Source organism: Enterobacter sp. YSU (assembly GCF_016082135.1).
GTDB classification, from domain to species: Bacteria; Pseudomonadota; Gammaproteobacteria; order Enterobacterales; family Enterobacteriaceae; genus Enterobacter; species Enterobacter hormaechei_C.
In genome coordinates, this window is the sequence record NZ_CP059487.1 from 2,943,104 (window position 1) to 2,957,102 (window position 13,999).

General features: G+C 51.8%; 13 protein-coding genes. 12 read left to right on the forward strand and 1 reads right to left on the reverse strand.

Annotated features, from left to right (window positions below; genetic code table 11):
- Window positions 1-2: 2 nt before the first annotated feature.
- The 12 genes from H2Z33_RS14300 to H2Z33_RS14355 all read left to right on the forward strand — a co-directional run bounded on the left by H2Z33_RS14300 (window position 3) and on the right by H2Z33_RS14355 (window position 12,878).
- Complete coding sequence (locus H2Z33_RS14300; protein WP_045324746.1) at window positions 3-1,067, forward strand: flagellar basal body P-ring protein FlgI; 1,065 nt, start codon at window positions 3-5, stop codon at window positions 1,065-1,067.
- Window positions 1,067-1,996, forward strand: a complete 930-nt coding sequence (gene flgJ, locus H2Z33_RS14305; protein WP_062937983.1) for a flagellar assembly peptidoglycan hydrolase FlgJ — start codon at window positions 1,067-1,069, stop codon at window positions 1,994-1,996. Before H2Z33_RS14300 ends, flgJ begins: the two co-directional genes overlap by 1 nt.
- A 104-nt stretch (window positions 1,997-2,100) precedes the next feature.
- Window positions 2,101-3,741 (forward strand): flagellar hook-associated protein FlgK, encoded by a 1,641-nt coding sequence (flgK, locus tag H2Z33_RS14310; protein ID WP_017692832.1) that lies wholly within the window; start codon window positions 2,101-2,103, stop codon window positions 3,739-3,741.
- Between the two features lie 11 nt (window positions 3,742-3,752).
- Window positions 3,753-4,646, forward strand: coding sequence for a flagellar hook-associated protein FlgL (flgL, locus tag H2Z33_RS14315; RefSeq protein WP_017692833.1), 894 nt, complete (start codon window positions 3,753-3,755; stop codon window positions 4,644-4,646).
- Window positions 4,647-4,711: 65 nt separating this feature from the next.
- Window positions 4,712-6,340, forward strand: coding sequence for a methyl-accepting chemotaxis protein (locus tag H2Z33_RS14320; RefSeq protein WP_032649212.1), 1,629 nt, complete (start codon window positions 4,712-4,714; stop codon window positions 6,338-6,340).
- 169 nt (window positions 6,341-6,509) lie between these two features.
- Window positions 6,510-7,238, forward strand: coding sequence for an RNA polymerase sigma factor FliA (gene fliA / locus H2Z33_RS14325; protein ID WP_026094273.1), 729 nt, complete (start codon window positions 6,510-6,512; stop codon window positions 7,236-7,238).
- A 356-nt stretch (window positions 7,239-7,594) separates the two neighbouring features.
- Entirely contained in the window at window positions 7,595-7,945 is a 351-nt protein-coding gene (flhD, locus tag H2Z33_RS14330) for a flagellar transcriptional regulator FlhD (protein ID WP_023295279.1), read from the forward strand.
- A gap of 1 nt (window position 7,946) precedes the next feature.
- Window positions 7,947-8,519 carry a flagellar transcriptional regulator FlhC gene (gene flhC / locus H2Z33_RS14335; protein ID WP_015571589.1) on the forward strand — a complete coding sequence of 191 codons (573 nt, stop codon included), beginning with the start codon at window positions 7,947-7,949 and terminating at the stop codon, window positions 8,517-8,519.
- 85 nt (window positions 8,520-8,604) lie between these two features.
- Complete coding sequence (motA, locus tag H2Z33_RS14340) at window positions 8,605-9,501, forward strand: flagellar motor stator protein MotA (RefSeq protein ID WP_017692837.1); 897 nt, start codon at window positions 8,605-8,607, stop codon at window positions 9,499-9,501.
- Window positions 9,498-10,403 carry a flagellar motor protein MotB gene (gene motB / locus H2Z33_RS14345; RefSeq protein ID WP_017692838.1) on the forward strand — a complete coding sequence of 302 codons (906 nt, stop codon included), beginning with the start codon at window positions 9,498-9,500 and terminating at the stop codon, window positions 10,401-10,403. The genes motA and motB overlap by 4 nt, the downstream gene beginning before the upstream one ends.
- Window positions 10,390-12,378 (forward strand): chemotaxis protein CheA, encoded by a 1,989-nt coding sequence (gene cheA, locus H2Z33_RS14350; protein ID WP_063134915.1) that lies wholly within the window; start codon window positions 10,390-10,392, stop codon window positions 12,376-12,378. Before motB ends, cheA begins: the two co-directional genes overlap by 14 nt.
- A complete protein-coding gene (locus H2Z33_RS14355; protein ID WP_015571587.1) occupies window positions 12,375-12,878 on the forward strand; it encodes a chemotaxis protein CheW in 504 nt (167 codons plus the stop codon). The genes cheA and H2Z33_RS14355 overlap by 4 nt, the downstream gene beginning before the upstream one ends.
- Before the next feature lie 65 nt (window positions 12,879-12,943).
- Here the strand turns inward: H2Z33_RS14355 and H2Z33_RS14360 are convergent, their stop codons facing one another.
- Entirely contained in the window at window positions 12,944-13,999 is a 1,056-nt protein-coding gene (locus tag H2Z33_RS14360; RefSeq protein ID WP_015571586.1) for an ABC transporter ATP-binding protein, read from the reverse strand.

Here is a 13,999-nt window from a genome sequence, read left to right on the forward strand (position 1 = left end):
CGATGCTGTACACGCCGGCGCAGGCCGAGCGAATTCGCGATCTGGCCACGGTGCAGGGGGTACGCTCCAACTCGCTAATGGGCTACGGGCTGGTGGTGGGGCTTGATGGCACGGGCGACCAGACGATGCAGGCGCCGTTTACGGGCCAGAGCCTCAATAATATGTTGTCCCAGCTTGGGATCACCGTACCGGCGGGCACCAACATGCAGCTGAAAAATATTGCCGCGGTGATGGTGACGGCCGAACTGCCGCCGTTCGCCCGCTCAGGGGATAAGATCGACATCGTGGTCTCTTCTCTGGGGAATGCGAAGAGCCTGCGTGGCGGTACGCTGCTGATGACGCCACTTAAAGGGGCGGACAACCAGATCTACGCGATGGCGCAGGGCAATGTGCTGATCTCCGGGGCTGGCGCGCAGGCTGGCGGCAGTCGCGTGCAGGTTAACCAGCTTAACGGCGGTCGCATTAGCGGTGGGGCGACGGTTGAACGCGAAGTCCCAAATGACTTCGCCACGCAAAACACGCTGCGCCTACAGCTTAACGAGTCAGATTTCTCGCTGGCGCAGCAGATCAGCGACGAGATTAATCGTCGCTATAGCGGTGGGGCGGCAATCCCTGAAGATGCCCGTACTGTACGTTTGTTTGCACCGCCGGATGGTCCTTCCCGGGTGCGTTTCCTCGCCAATATCCAGGATATTCCGCTGCGGGTGGGGATACAGGATGCGAAGGTCATTGTTAACTCTCGTACCGGCGCCGTGGTGATGAACCGCCATGTTTCCCTCGATGCCTGTGCCGTAGCTTATGGATCGCTGACGGTAGAGGTTACACAGAATAATGTTGTGAGCCAGCCGGATACTCCCCTCGGGGGAGGGCAGACCGTCGTGGTGCCACAAACCGATATCTCAGTACGCGACCGCGGCGGCTCGCTGCAAAGCGTGCGCAGCAGCACGGATCTGAACGCGGTGATCAGGGCACTCAATACGCTTGGCGCGACGCCAAATGAGCTGATGTCCATTTTGCAGTCAATGAAAAATGCAGGCTGCCTGCGTGCGAAGCTGGAGGTGGAGTGATGAATGCTTTCGATCGTCTGGATAAGCCAGCCTTTGACGTTCGCTCTCTCGACGCGCTAAAGCGCGATGCACGCCGCGCTGAACCCGGGGCGCTCAGGGCGGCGGCGCAGCAGATGGAGGGGATCTTCGTGCAGATGATGATGAAGAGCATGCGCGATGCCACCATCAAAGATGACCTCATGCACAGCCAGTCCACCGATATGTTTACCGCGATGCACGACCAGCAGGTGGCGCAAAATATTGCCGGGAGCGGACAGCTTAGGTTTGCGGATATGATTGTGCGCCAGTCAGGCGGGGAGATCGATAGCCCATCGGTGTCGACGCCCGGCAGCGGTCCGCTTAATTTGCCGGGACTTTCCTCCTCCGTCAGATCCGCCACCGGTCCGCTGGCGCCGTCTGCGTCGGTCTCCTTCAGCAAAGTAGCGCAGGGGGCTCAATCCTTTATTTCTCGTCTGCTGCGTCCAGCACAGATCGCCGCCAGGCAGAGCGGGGTTCATCCGCAACTGATCCTCGCGCAGGCGGCGCTGGAGTCAGGATGGGGGCAGCGTGAAATCCCCACCGCTGACGGCCGCCCCAGCCATAACCTGTTCGGTATTAAGGCCGGAGGTGACTGGCAAGGCAAGACCACAGAGGTGATGACCACCGAATACATCAACGGCGTGAAGCAAAAGATAAAGGCCTCGTTTCGCGTTTACGATTCCTATGAACATGCGCTCGCCGATTATACGAAGCTACTCACTAAGAACCCGCGCTATGCGGGCGTTGCGCATTCCCGTTCGCCGGAGCAGGCGGCCAAAGCGCTTCAGGCGGGGGGATACGCAACCGATCCTGCCTATGCGAAAAAACTGATCACCATTATTCAGAAAGTAAAAGGTGATATTAAGCAGGGTGTAGAAGCCTATAAAAACGACCTCGCGAAAATATTTTAAAAAAGTTTTTAGATAAATTCGCAATCACCGATGAATAAAGCAGAGCAATAATTTTGACCCTGCCCGAATATCGGGCTGGAAATAACGGAATATCCAGGTGCCTTATGAACAACCTCTTTAGTCTCGCGAAAAGTGGCCTTAGCGTAGCGCAATCCGCTCTTAGTGTGGTAGGCAGCAACCTGACCAATGGCATGAGCGATACCTATAGCCGCCGCAGCCTTGTGATTGGTGAGCTCGGTGGCATGACCACGGGAAACGGATTTTATGGCTACGGTGCGACGGTAACTGGCGTCGATCGCGCTTACGATGCTTTTGCCAACAAGCAGCTACGCGGCTCCGTCTCAAACTGGGCCTCGCTTAACGGCCGCATGGAGCAATTGAGCGACATTGATAATATGTTGGGCGATGAATCCGACAACGTCTCTGTCTCCATCAATAACCTGTTCAAGTCGATGGCGACGCTGAGCGCAACCCCAGATGACGGCCCGGCCCGTTCCGCAGTATTCAGCTCACTCGGCGTATTGACCCAGCGCTTCAATGACAGCGGCAAGCGCCTCACCGCGCTGGAAAAGAGCACCAACACCAATATCGAAACCAGCGTTAAAGAAATTAATAGCATCAGCGACCAGCTGGCAGAAGTGAATAAACAGCTGGAACGCGTACAGGCGCAGAACGGTACGCCGCCTGCGGACCTGCTGGATCAACGTGATGCATTACTGGAAAAACTGAGTGAGCAGATCGGTATAGATGTAACCGAGAATAGCGTATCTGGCCGCGTCGACGTAACGCTTCAGGATGGTCGCCCCCTTGTCTTTGGCGAAAACGCCAGCAAGCTACAGGCCACAGCGTCTGAAAGCGATCCTGACAGAATCGTTGTCTCTTACGTTGATAGCAACGGCACTACCACGCCAGTTAACGAAGCGAGCATTACCAAAGGCCGCCTGGCCGGGTTGTTTAAGTTCCGCAGCGAAGATCTTGAGATCGCTAAAAACGAGCTAAACCAGATCGCCTTTATGATGGCGAGCCGCATGAACGAGCAGCACCGTTTGGGTGAGACGCCAGCGGGTGTGCCGGGGGGCGATCTTTTCTCTCTGCCACCTATGAAGGCGGTGGCAAATGCAGGCAATGCCGGTGGGGGAACGCTCGATGCTATCAGCGTGACGGACTACACCAACGTAAAATCTGAAAATTACAGCATCGACTTTGATGGAACAAACTGGAACGTAATGGGGGAGGACGGACGCCTGGTGAAGCAGGTGCCGGCCGGTTCCGCCACGCTTGAGTTTGACGGCATTGAGATTGATCTCTCCGGTGTGACCGCAAGCGCCGGGGACAGTTTTTCCTTTAATCCTATGGCTGGGGCTGCGGAGGGTATTGGCCGCGCGATCAACAGCGCACAGGATTTTGCCGCAGCGGATGCCTCCGGGGGCGGGGTGGGAAATAATCTTAATCTGGAAGAGATGCTTAAGATCCAGAATGAGAAACTGATTGGCGGCAGCACGCTGACGGAGGCTTATTCAAGCCTGGTGGGGACCATTGGTTCTAACGCGCGGGCGGTAAAATCGGGCATTTCCTCGGCTGAGATCGACCTGCAAACTAAATATGATGCGAAGCAGGCGCTTTCAGGTGTGGATATGAACGAAGAAACCGTCAATATGCAGATGTTTATTCAATATTACCAGGCCAATGCGCAAATTCTACAGACCGCAACCACCATGTTTGATTCGCTGCTTTCGATTAAATAAGGAGCTATCCGATGCGATTAAGTACGCTGTATATGTTTAAACAGAGCGCCGAGAGCATGTCAAAGCGCGTGAGTGATAATAATAATATTTATCTTCAACTCTCTGCTGGAAAATCGTTGCTGCGAGCCTCGGATGATCCAAAGTCCGCTACCGATGCGGTAAATTATCAGGACGCACTGGCGAAGCTTGAGCTTTACAGCAACGTACGTTCAACGGTGCGGAGTTCACTTGAGCATGAAGATAATATCCTGAACGGTGTGGGCAATTTGCTGACCACCACCCTCACCGAAAAAATCGTAGCGGCGAAAACGGAAAGCTACTCTGATGAAGATCGTCGGGCGCTGGGTGCAGAGATTAAAGGTATTCGCGGCAATCTGATGGATCTCGCGAATAATCGCGACGGGAGCGGGCGCTATATTTTTGGCGGATTTAAAAGCGATACGGCGCCGTTTGACGATGCGGGTAACTATGTCGGCGGTGATACCGCTCGTCGACAAACCGTTGCCGATGGTACGGATATGCAGACGGGCCACCTGGGCAGCGATGTTTTCGGGGATATATTCTCTGTTCTTGATAAAGCGGTAGAAGAACTTTCTCGCGATCCCATCGACCGTGATGCGCTGAATGCTGCGTTGAGCGCCGCCAGCGAAGCGGTTTCCGGCGGCATCGATCGTCTGGGTAAGGCGCAGGCGGAACTGGGGACCAACCTTCAGCAACTGGACGCGCTTGATATGAGTGGCGACGTCATGATCAACGACACCATAACCAAGGTTCAGACGGCCATTGGCGCTGACTATAGCACGATGACCTCGCTCATTATGGATTCTAAAATGTCAGAATTTGCGCTGAACGCATCCATGATGGTATTTCAGTCAATGCAAAAAATGAATTTATTTAATAAATAACATTATCTTTCCATCTTATTTATGAAAGTTTTAGCCGTATATTTATGTGCGGCTTATGAGGACCTATGTTAAATAAACTAAAAATCTATACCGTAATCAGCCTGATTATCGGCATGATCTCTTGCATGCTGTTTGGCGTTACGGCTTTTTCCGTTTATAACTCGGTGACGATTAATAAAAATTTTAAACGCGTTGTGGACGTTAATGACAGCAACGCCTATATGACTAACGCCGCATATAACATTAACTCGGTGGTGGCGAATACGAACGGGATGATGCTTCAGACGTCGCTGCATAAACCACTGTCGCCAGAGATGATCAAACACACCCACAACCTGCTGAAAGAGGCGCGCAAGGAGATGGATGCTTTCGCGCAGGTGAAATTCAACAGCCTGGCAGAGACAAGGGCTGCTGAGGAGCTTCGCGCCAAATTTGACCTGGTTTATAACACCGTCCAAACCAAGCTCGGCTATCTTGAGCGACCGGAAGGATACCCGGGCTCGATGAACGGTGATATGGAACTGCGTACCGAGCTGCGTCAAAAAATTGAGAAGTATTCAGAAATCTCATCTGACCGGGGGTACGAATATGTATCAGTAGCTGAAAGCAGCTACAAGATGATGATTTGGGTAAGCGTGGTGATGATGGCCATCGCGATTTGCGTATTGTTAGCCGTTCGCTACTGGTTGCGTATTGCGCTGGTGCGCCGGATGGAAACTACCGTTGAGATGCTTCAGCGCGTAGCGGCAGGCGATCTGAGTCATGCCATAGAGACTGGCGCTGATAACGAAATTGGCAAAATGCTCAGGGAGCTTGAGAAGATGCGTGTCTCCCTGACCAACACCATTACCGGTATCCGTGAAGGGGTAGTGAATATCCATTCTAACGCCCAGGAGATTGCTCAGGGCAACAGCGACCTTTCCTCCCGTACCGAAGAACAGGCTGCGGCCCTTCAGGAGACGGCTGCCAGCATGGAGCAAATTAAAACTACCGTACGCCAGAATGCGGATAACGCACATGCGGCGCGCAGTCTGGCAGAAGGGGCAAGCATGAATGCCCAAAATGGCGGCGAGGTGATGGTAAACCTGGAAGCTATCATGGCGCAGATTACCGAAAGCTCCCGTCAGATTGCTGATATTAACGGCGTCATCGACAGTATCGCCAATCAGACCAACATTCTGGCCTTGAACGCAGCGGTTGAAGCCGCTCGAGCGGGAGAGCAGGGGCGTGGCTTTGCGGTAGTTGCGGAAGAAGTGCGTAACCTCGCCAAGCGCAGCGCCGATGCAGCGAAAGAGATTAATCAGCTGATTAATACCAGCGTTAACAATATTGATACAGGTTCGCGCCAGGTAAGCCAGGCGAGCGGCGTCATGCAGGACATCGTGACTTCGGTTGCTGAGGTGACGCAGATTATGGGCGAAATCAGTTCGGCCTCTGACGAGCAAAGTGCGGGTATCAATCAGATTTCGCAGGCCGTGAACGAGATGGATCTGGTGACTCAGCAGAACGCGGCGATGGTGGAAGAAGCGGCCATGGCGGCAGGCAAACTGGAATCTCAGTCGGACGAGCTTGAGCAACTTGTTGCCCAGTTTACCCTGCGAGATGAAAAAGTTGAAAAACGCCATACGCCCGCGCCGGAAAAAATGACGTTGCGTCACGTTGAAAATGATAATGCGCAGTGGGAAACGTTCTGACATCTGCGGAAAGAGAATAATTGGCGTCAATAGTGCCGCCAATTATTCCTGTCAGGCAGCGCGATGATTAAATTAACAGAATGCGCATTTTTATAAAAGCTTATCGCACTTTTTGATTATGTGGTTTCAACTGATAATTGAGAATGTTAAGATTAGGTGGAAGAAATGCGTGGACGGTATATACACAGCTGAAGGGCTGGAGAATAAAACGGCATTGTGGTCAAAATACCATTTTATCGTCAGGCAAGAAGCGCTGCGTTTGCATAAGAGACTGCCTGCCAATGTCGAATTAGACGATCTCATTCAGGCGGGCTCCATGGGTTTTTTGAGTGCCATTGATAGCTTTGACCCTAAAAAAGGGGTGGCCCTTAATGCCTGGATCTCACAGCGTGTGAAATGGGCATTAATGGATGAGCTTCGGGAAAGTGATTGGGTTCCACGGCGCGTGCGATCGCATTCGCGGGAAATTGTGTCACTTATTCAGCAGATCGAACAGGAAAAGGGGGGGGAAGCGACCGAAGCTGATATTGCTGAACGGATGGGCGTTTCGCTAAAGGAATTTCAGCAAATGCTGGCTGATAATAATAGCAGCCAGATGTACTCTATTGATGAGCTTCAGGAAAACTATTCTGACAGTTGGGAGAGTAATGACGGCGAAAATGCACAGCTTAATCCGTTAAATGAGGCCATTCAGGAAAACTTGATAGCCAACATTGCTGAGCATATCCGAATGATCCCCAAGCGTGAACAGCAGATATTGCAGTTTTATTATCAGCAGGATCTGAACATGAAAGAGATTGGATTAATTTTGGGCGTTACCGAAACGCGCGTTAGCCAGTTGCACAGTTTAGCGATAAAACGCTTACGAAGCAGAATGGATCGGTTAAGGAAAGAATAACATAGCGATAACATTAACAAGATTAACAATATTTCCTAAGTAAAGTTAATTACGTTGCGTGATAATTAAGAATGTTTAACAATGTGTATTTTTATAGGTAAATCATTTAGTTATGATAGTTTTCTGGTGCGCGTTGTTTTCTTAAAGCTTGCTAGGAAAATTCTTAATGAATATGATTTCGTCAGATTTGTGATGTAGCCATCCTTTGGCATTGAAAAGTTTTTCGATAATTTATTGAATCAGCTTGACTGAATTCAGCGATTATCAATGCCAAAAGACTCTCTGCATCGACCGGGTAAACATTTTGCCTTAACTATTTAGCCTTGTTTGTGGTTGAAAAACAGTGGGAGCTTTTTGTGTCCAATTTTGACGAGTATCTGCAAAACATTCACGATATTAATCTTTCTTATTTATTACTGGCGCAGCAGCTGATCAGACAGGACAAGTTTGCTGCCAGTTTTCGTCTCGGCTTATCCGAAGGCACGATTGATAATTTAAAAGAGTTGTCTTTACCACAGTTGATGAAACTGGCTGCGACCAATCAGTTGATTTGTCGTTTACGCGTCGATGACGAAGTGGTCATCGAAAATTTGACGAAAGATTCGCGTATTGAAGCTCTTCAGCAAATTCATACCGGCATCATTTTATCGACAAACTTACTTAATTCATTAAGCGAGTCCGATGCTGCTGTGACGGGAGAAGCATAAAATGTGCGAGAAAAGTTTATTGCAAGAAATTGAAGAGGTAAATATTGCCATGGGGTTAATTAACCTTGGGGCAAGAATGCAGGTTCTGGAATCTGAAACTTCTTTAAGTCGTCGGCGTTTACTGCGCTTGTATAAAGAGTTACGCGGCTGTCCGCCTCCAAAAGGGATGCTCCCTTTTTCTGAAGACTGGTTCATGTCATGGGAGCAGAATATTCACTCTTCCATGTTCTATAACATTTACCTTTATCTTCAGAAAACTGGGGGCGGGCGTCCTATTGAAATATTGATGAAAACCTACCGTCTTTATCTGGAGCAGTGTGGTTCTTGCTGCGACGATAAACCTGTCCTGGGGCTAACGCGTGCCTGGACATTATTACGCTTTATCGACTGCGGTATTATTTCCCGTAAGGCCTGTAGCGTTTGTTCCGGTGGTTTTGTGGTCACGACGGAATTCATCAAAAACCCGTTCACCTGTAGTTTGTGTAGCCCTCCTTCGCGGGCATTTAAGAAATCGCAGGTCAACCTCAGCGGAATCGCAGGCAATTATGCCACGCCGGAAATTATGACAGCCTGACGGATGTTCGATGGCAATGCACAGGATGGCGTTTTATTCGATGCCACGGCACTCGACATCGGTCAGCGAGTAAAAAGGAGAGAGTGTGTTAGTTATCTTTGGCTATCTTGTTGTTATTGCTACCGTATTTGGTGGGTTCGTACTGTCTGGTGGTAATCTGCTCGCGCTGTTCCAGCCTTTGGAATTGTTAATTATCGGCGGTGCCGGGGTCGGCGCTTTTATTGTTGGTAATAACATGAAATCCCTTAAGGCGACGGGTAAAGCTATCGTGAAGCTGTTCGTGGGGAAACGCTACAACAAAACGGTTTATATGGACCTGATGGCGCTTATGTTTTTGCTGCTGTCAAAAAGTCGTGTTCAGGGACTCATGTCACTTGAGAAAGACATTGAAGATCCGGCGGGCAGCGAAATTTTCAGCGCTTATCCTCGTCTGATGAGCGATCCGATGTTAAGCAACTTTATCCTCGATTACTTCCGCCTGATGATTGGCGGAAGTATGAACTCGCATGAAATCGAAGCGTTAATGGATGAGGAAATTGAAACCTGCGAAGAGGAGCTTGAGGTTCCGGCCCACAGTCTGAATACCGTCGGCGATGCCTTTCCGGCCTTTGGTATTGTGGCTGCCGTCATGGGGGTAGTGAACGCGCTCGGTGCCGCGGACCGACCCGCAGCCGAGCTCGGAATGTTGATTGGCCACGCGCTGGTGGGCACGTTCCTCGGAATTTTGATTGCCTACGGGTTTGTATTACCGCTCGCAACCCTGCTGCGTCAGATGAGTTCCGATCAGGTCAAAATCCTTCAGTGTATAAAAGTCACGCTGCTCTCCAGTCTAAACGGCTATGCGCCACAAATTGCCGTGGAGTTTGGCCGAAAAACCATTTTTACCAGCGAACGGCCTTCCTTTGAGGAGCTTGAAGAGCATGTGCGGGAAGTGAAATCCAGCGCCAGCCTTAAGTCTAAGTCTGCGGATGCCACGGCATGAAAAACGATTCCCCGATAATCATTTCGCGCAAGCGAAAGAAGAAAAAGCATGCTCATCACGGTGGTACGTGGAAAATCGCCTACGCCGATTTTATGACCGCGATGATGGCGTTCTTCCTGGTAATGTGGCTGATTTCTCAGTCCAGCACGGTGCAGCGGGAGATGATCGCCGATTACTTCCGCATGCCGCTTAAGCCATCTATGGCCAATGGCGACAAAACCAGCCTGAGCGACAGCATCATCCCCGGCGGCGGTGACGATCTGATGAAGCAGGACGGAGAAGTGGCGAATCATAAGCGGGTACAGAGCGAGCGGCAGCGCTGGATGGAGAGCCTGAAACAGGCCAGAGATAAATTGCAGCAGATGATCGAAACCGATCCCCGGCTCAATAACTTTAAATCCAACATTATGCTGCGTCTTACCAACGACGGTCTGCTCATTCAGATCACCGACAGCCAGGATCGCCCGATGTTTAGAGTAGGCAGCGAGCTGCCGGAATCCTATATGAACGGCATTTTGCAGGCGCTTGTGCCGCTGTTGCAGGAGTTGCCCAATAAAATCAGTCTCACCGGCCATACCGACTCGCTTCCCTATGCGGGCGGCACCTCCGGATACAGTAACTGGGAACTTTCTTCCGGACGCGCCAACGCCGCGCGCCGCGTGCTGGTTAAAGCAGGTCTTGACGATGAGCGTTTTCTTCGCGTGATCGGCACGGGAAGCCGTATGCCTTTAGAAAACAGTGATCCCTCAAGTCCGGCGAATCGCCGTATTAGCATTTTGGTATTAAGTAAAACCAAAGAACAGGATATCCGTCTGGAAGACACGCGCATGCATCGCCCAGAAAACGTCCTGAACAACACTACGCAGCAGGAGGTAAGGGGGTATAGCGATGGACATGAATGATTTCACCGAGATCTTTTTTACCGAAGCGGAAGAGCTGCTGGCCGAGATGGAGAAGCATTTGCTGGAGATTGATGCCGCATCGCCGAATCCTGAACAGGTAAATGCCATTTTTCGCGCAGCGCATTCTTTGAAAGGCGGGGCAGGGACTTTTGGCTTTAATGCCCTGCAAGAGACCACGCATCTACTTGAGAACCTGTTTGACCAGGTGCGAGCCGGAGAACGCTCGCTTAACCGAACGACCGTTAATCTATTTCTGGAATGTAAAGACATTATGCAAGCGCAACTGGAAGCCTATCAGTCTTCGCAGGAACCTGATGAAGCGAGTTATCGCTATATTTGTGAAGCCCTGCGCAAGATTGCTCTGGAAGACAAACATGCCCAGACGGCAGTCGAGTTGCAAGACAAAGCCGTGACGCAGCAGGGGGCAGCTGATGGTGAGCTTTTACTCTGCGTGACGTTGAAGAAAATTCCTGAAAGCGAGCGGGCAATGCTTCAGGAAGAGTTATCCCACATGGGAGAGATTGTCGCTACGGAGAAGGCTGATGATGGCATGGTGGTTCAGCTGCGCACGAGCGCCTCTGCCGACGATATCTCCGCGGTGCTGTGTTTTGTGCTTGAAGAGTCGCAAATCCTTATCGAGCATGTCGTTCAACCAGCGTCGGTTGAAGTGACTTCTCCTGTTACGGACAAGGCTTCTGTAGTCGCGGACCATCCAGAACCGCCTTCACGACCTGCCGCGCCGGTACCAGCCCGCGGTAATAGTCAGGAATCGGGCAGCATCCGCGTGGCGGTCAGTAAAGTCGATCAGATCATTAACCAGGTGGGTGAGCTCATCATCACCCAGGCGATGCTATCTCAGCTTTCCAAAAAACTTGATCCAGCGAGCTACGACATGCTCTCCAGCTGCGTGGCGCAAATGGAGCGTAATACACGCGAGCTTCAGTCATCAGTCATGTCGATTCGAATGATGCCAATGGATTATGTGTTTAGCCGCTTCCCGCGGCTGGTGCACGATCTGGGTTCACGTCTGAACAAAGAGGTAGAGCTAACTCTTCGTGGCGGCTCGGCCGAGCTGGATAAGAGCCTGATCGAACGCATTATCGACCCACTGACTCATCTGGTGCGTAACAGTCTCGATCACGGCATTGAGCAGAAAGAAGAACGTGCCCGTAAGGGGAAGTCGGTAGTGGGCAATCTTATCCTCTCGGCGGAACATCATGGCGGCAATATCATCATTGAGGTGACTGATGATGGTGCCGGACTGAACCGGGAGAAAATCCTCGCGAAAGCCCGCTCCCAGGGAATGAATATCAGCGACACCCTCAGCGATGAGGACGTATGGATGCTGATTTTCGCCGCGGGATTTTCCACCGCAGAAAGCGTGACGGATGTTTCCGGGCGCGGCGTGGGTATGGACGTGGTCCGTCGTAACATTATGGCCATGGGCGGCCATGTCGAAGTCCTTTCAAAGCCGGGAGAAGGCACGACGATACGCATTATTCTGCCGCTGACGCTGGCAATCCTTGATGGCATGCTGGTGAAAGTTGGACTGGAGATCTATGTTCTGCCGCTCGGCGCGGTAATGGAATCGCTGAGGCCCGGCGAGGATATGCTCTGCCGCTTCGTCGGGGAGGAACGTCTGCTGCAAATTCGTGGCGAATATCTTCCGCTGGTGATGCTGCGTCAGCGCCTATCGGTGCCCGGCGAGACCGCACCTGAAGATGGCATTGTGGTGATCGTCCAAAGCGCTGGATGCCGCTACGCCCTGTGGGTCGATCAGCTCATTGGTCAGCAACAGGTTGTGGTAAAAAACCTCGAACAGAACTATCGCAAAGTACCGGGCGTTTCAGCCGCGACCATTCTCGGTGATGGCAGCGTTGCGCTAATCCTCGACGTGGTTGAACTGTCGACGATGAACGGACAAAAGGAAAACCATGTCAGGCCGACGTTCGGCAAGCAAGGAGTAACAGCATGACCCAAACAACGACAAAGCCTGCGGGCGCGGACGCCATTGCGCAGGAGTATCTGGTTTTTCGTCTCGGTAACGAAGAATATGGGATCGACATTCTGAAGGTACAAGAGATACGTGGATGCGATAGCGTTACTCGTATCCCGAACGCGCCAGGTTTTATCACCGGCGTGACCAACCTGCGCGGTGTGATAGTGCCAATAGTTGACCTTCGCGTGCGCTTCAGTCTTCCTGACGTTCAGCAGGATGACAGTACGGTAGTGATCATCCTTAACCTCAATAATCGCGTTGTAGGAATCGTGGTAGACGGTGTGGTTGACGTGCTGTCGATGGACATGGATCAGATTAAACCGACGCCGGACTTCGCGTCCATGCTATCAAGCCGCTATCTTCTTGGGCTTGGCGTGATGGAAAACAGAATGATCATCCTGGTCAATATCGAAATGCTGCTCAGCCGTGAAGAGATGGATATGGTGGATTCAATGCTGGAAACTAGCCTGGCCTAGCCTGATATATACCCACCGCCATTATAAAATCCCCCTGCGATTGCAGGAGGGATTGATTAAGCATTCTATGACCGCAGGCGCTTACCGGTCTGGGCATCAAACAAGAACATTTTTTCCGCGTCTACGGTGAGGAAGACCTTCTGACCCACGTTGATATCCAGCTTTTCATGGGACACCACGATCAGCTCCTGATCGTTGATACGCACCCGGATCTCCTGTCCTTCCCCGGTCATTTCTATCAGCACGATTTCCGCTGGCATCCCTGACTCGCCGAGCCGGATATAGTGCGGTCGGGTGGCGCAGATGATCTCCATCCCTTCAATATGTGAGCGGAGGGGGCAGGGGAAGCGGTAGCCGTTGTTGAGCACAATCTCGCCGTGCTGAATCACGCCTTTAAGGGTGTTAATTTCCGGCGTGCCGATAAAGCCCGCGACAAACAGGTTATCCGGGTTACGGTACAGCTCTTCCGGGGTGCCGACCTGCTCAATATGTCCGGCATTCAGCACCACAATCCTGTCCGCCATGGTCATCGCTTCCGTCTGATCGTGCGTCACGTAGATGGTGGTGCGACCCATCCGCTGGTGGATCTTACGAATTTCTCCGCGCATTTTATGGCGCAGTTTGGCGTCCAGGTTGGAGAGCGGTTCATCAAACAAAAAGGCCTTCGGGTCACGCACCAGCGCGCGTCCCATCGCCACGCGCTGACGCTGGCCGCCGGAAAGATCCCGCGGGAGGCGATCGAGCAGATGCGTCAGGCCGAGGATTTCCGCTGCCTCTTCCACGCGCGCCATCCGTTCCGCTTTTGAGACGCTGGCAAGCTTCAGTGCAAAACTCATGTTGTCCCGCACCTTCATGTGTGGATAGAGCGCATAGCTCTGGAACACCATGGCGATATCGCGTTTTTTGGCGGGCAGAGTGTTGACCACCTCCCCGTGCATCAGCAGTTCACCGGAGGTGATGTCTTCCAGACCCGCAATCATGCGCAGCAGGGTGGATTTCCCACACCCGGACGGGCCGACCAGCACAATAAATTCGCCTTCGTGAATGCTCAGCGAGATCCCTTTAATGATGCTGACGTTGCCGTAGGATTTACCGAGATTATTTAAAACGATTTGGCTCAT

What these genes read in the sequence shown, in the direction of transcription:
- H2Z33_RS14300 (WP_045324746.1), top strand. Translation starts at nt 3, where the DNA reads ATGCTGTACACGCCGGCGCAGGCCGAGCGAATTCGCGATCTGGCCACG.
- flgJ (WP_062937983.1), top strand. Translation starts at nt 1,067, where the DNA reads ATGAATGCTTTCGATCGTCTGGATAAGCCAGCCTTTGACGTTCGCTCT.
- flgK (WP_017692832.1), top strand. Translation starts at nt 2,101, where the DNA reads ATGAACAACCTCTTTAGTCTCGCGAAAAGTGGCCTTAGCGTAGCGCAA.
- flgL (WP_017692833.1), top strand. Translation starts at nt 3,753, where the DNA reads ATGCGATTAAGTACGCTGTATATGTTTAAACAGAGCGCCGAGAGCATG.
- H2Z33_RS14320 (WP_032649212.1), top strand. Translation starts at nt 4,712, where the DNA reads ATGTTAAATAAACTAAAAATCTATACCGTAATCAGCCTGATTATCGGC.
- flhC (WP_015571589.1), top strand. Translation starts at nt 7,947, where the DNA reads ATGTGCGAGAAAAGTTTATTGCAAGAAATTGAAGAGGTAAATATTGCC.
- motB (WP_017692838.1), top strand. Translation starts at nt 9,498, where the DNA reads ATGAAAAACGATTCCCCGATAATCATTTCGCGCAAGCGAAAGAAGAAA.
- cheA (WP_063134915.1), top strand. Translation starts at nt 10,390, where the DNA reads ATGGACATGAATGATTTCACCGAGATCTTTTTTACCGAAGCGGAAGAG.
- H2Z33_RS14355 (WP_015571587.1), top strand. Translation starts at nt 12,375, where the DNA reads ATGACCCAAACAACGACAAAGCCTGCGGGCGCGGACGCCATTGCGCAG.
- H2Z33_RS14360 (WP_015571586.1), bottom strand. Translation starts at nt 13,999, where the DNA reads ATGAGCCAAATCGTTTTAAATAATCTCGGTAAATCCTACGGCAACGTC.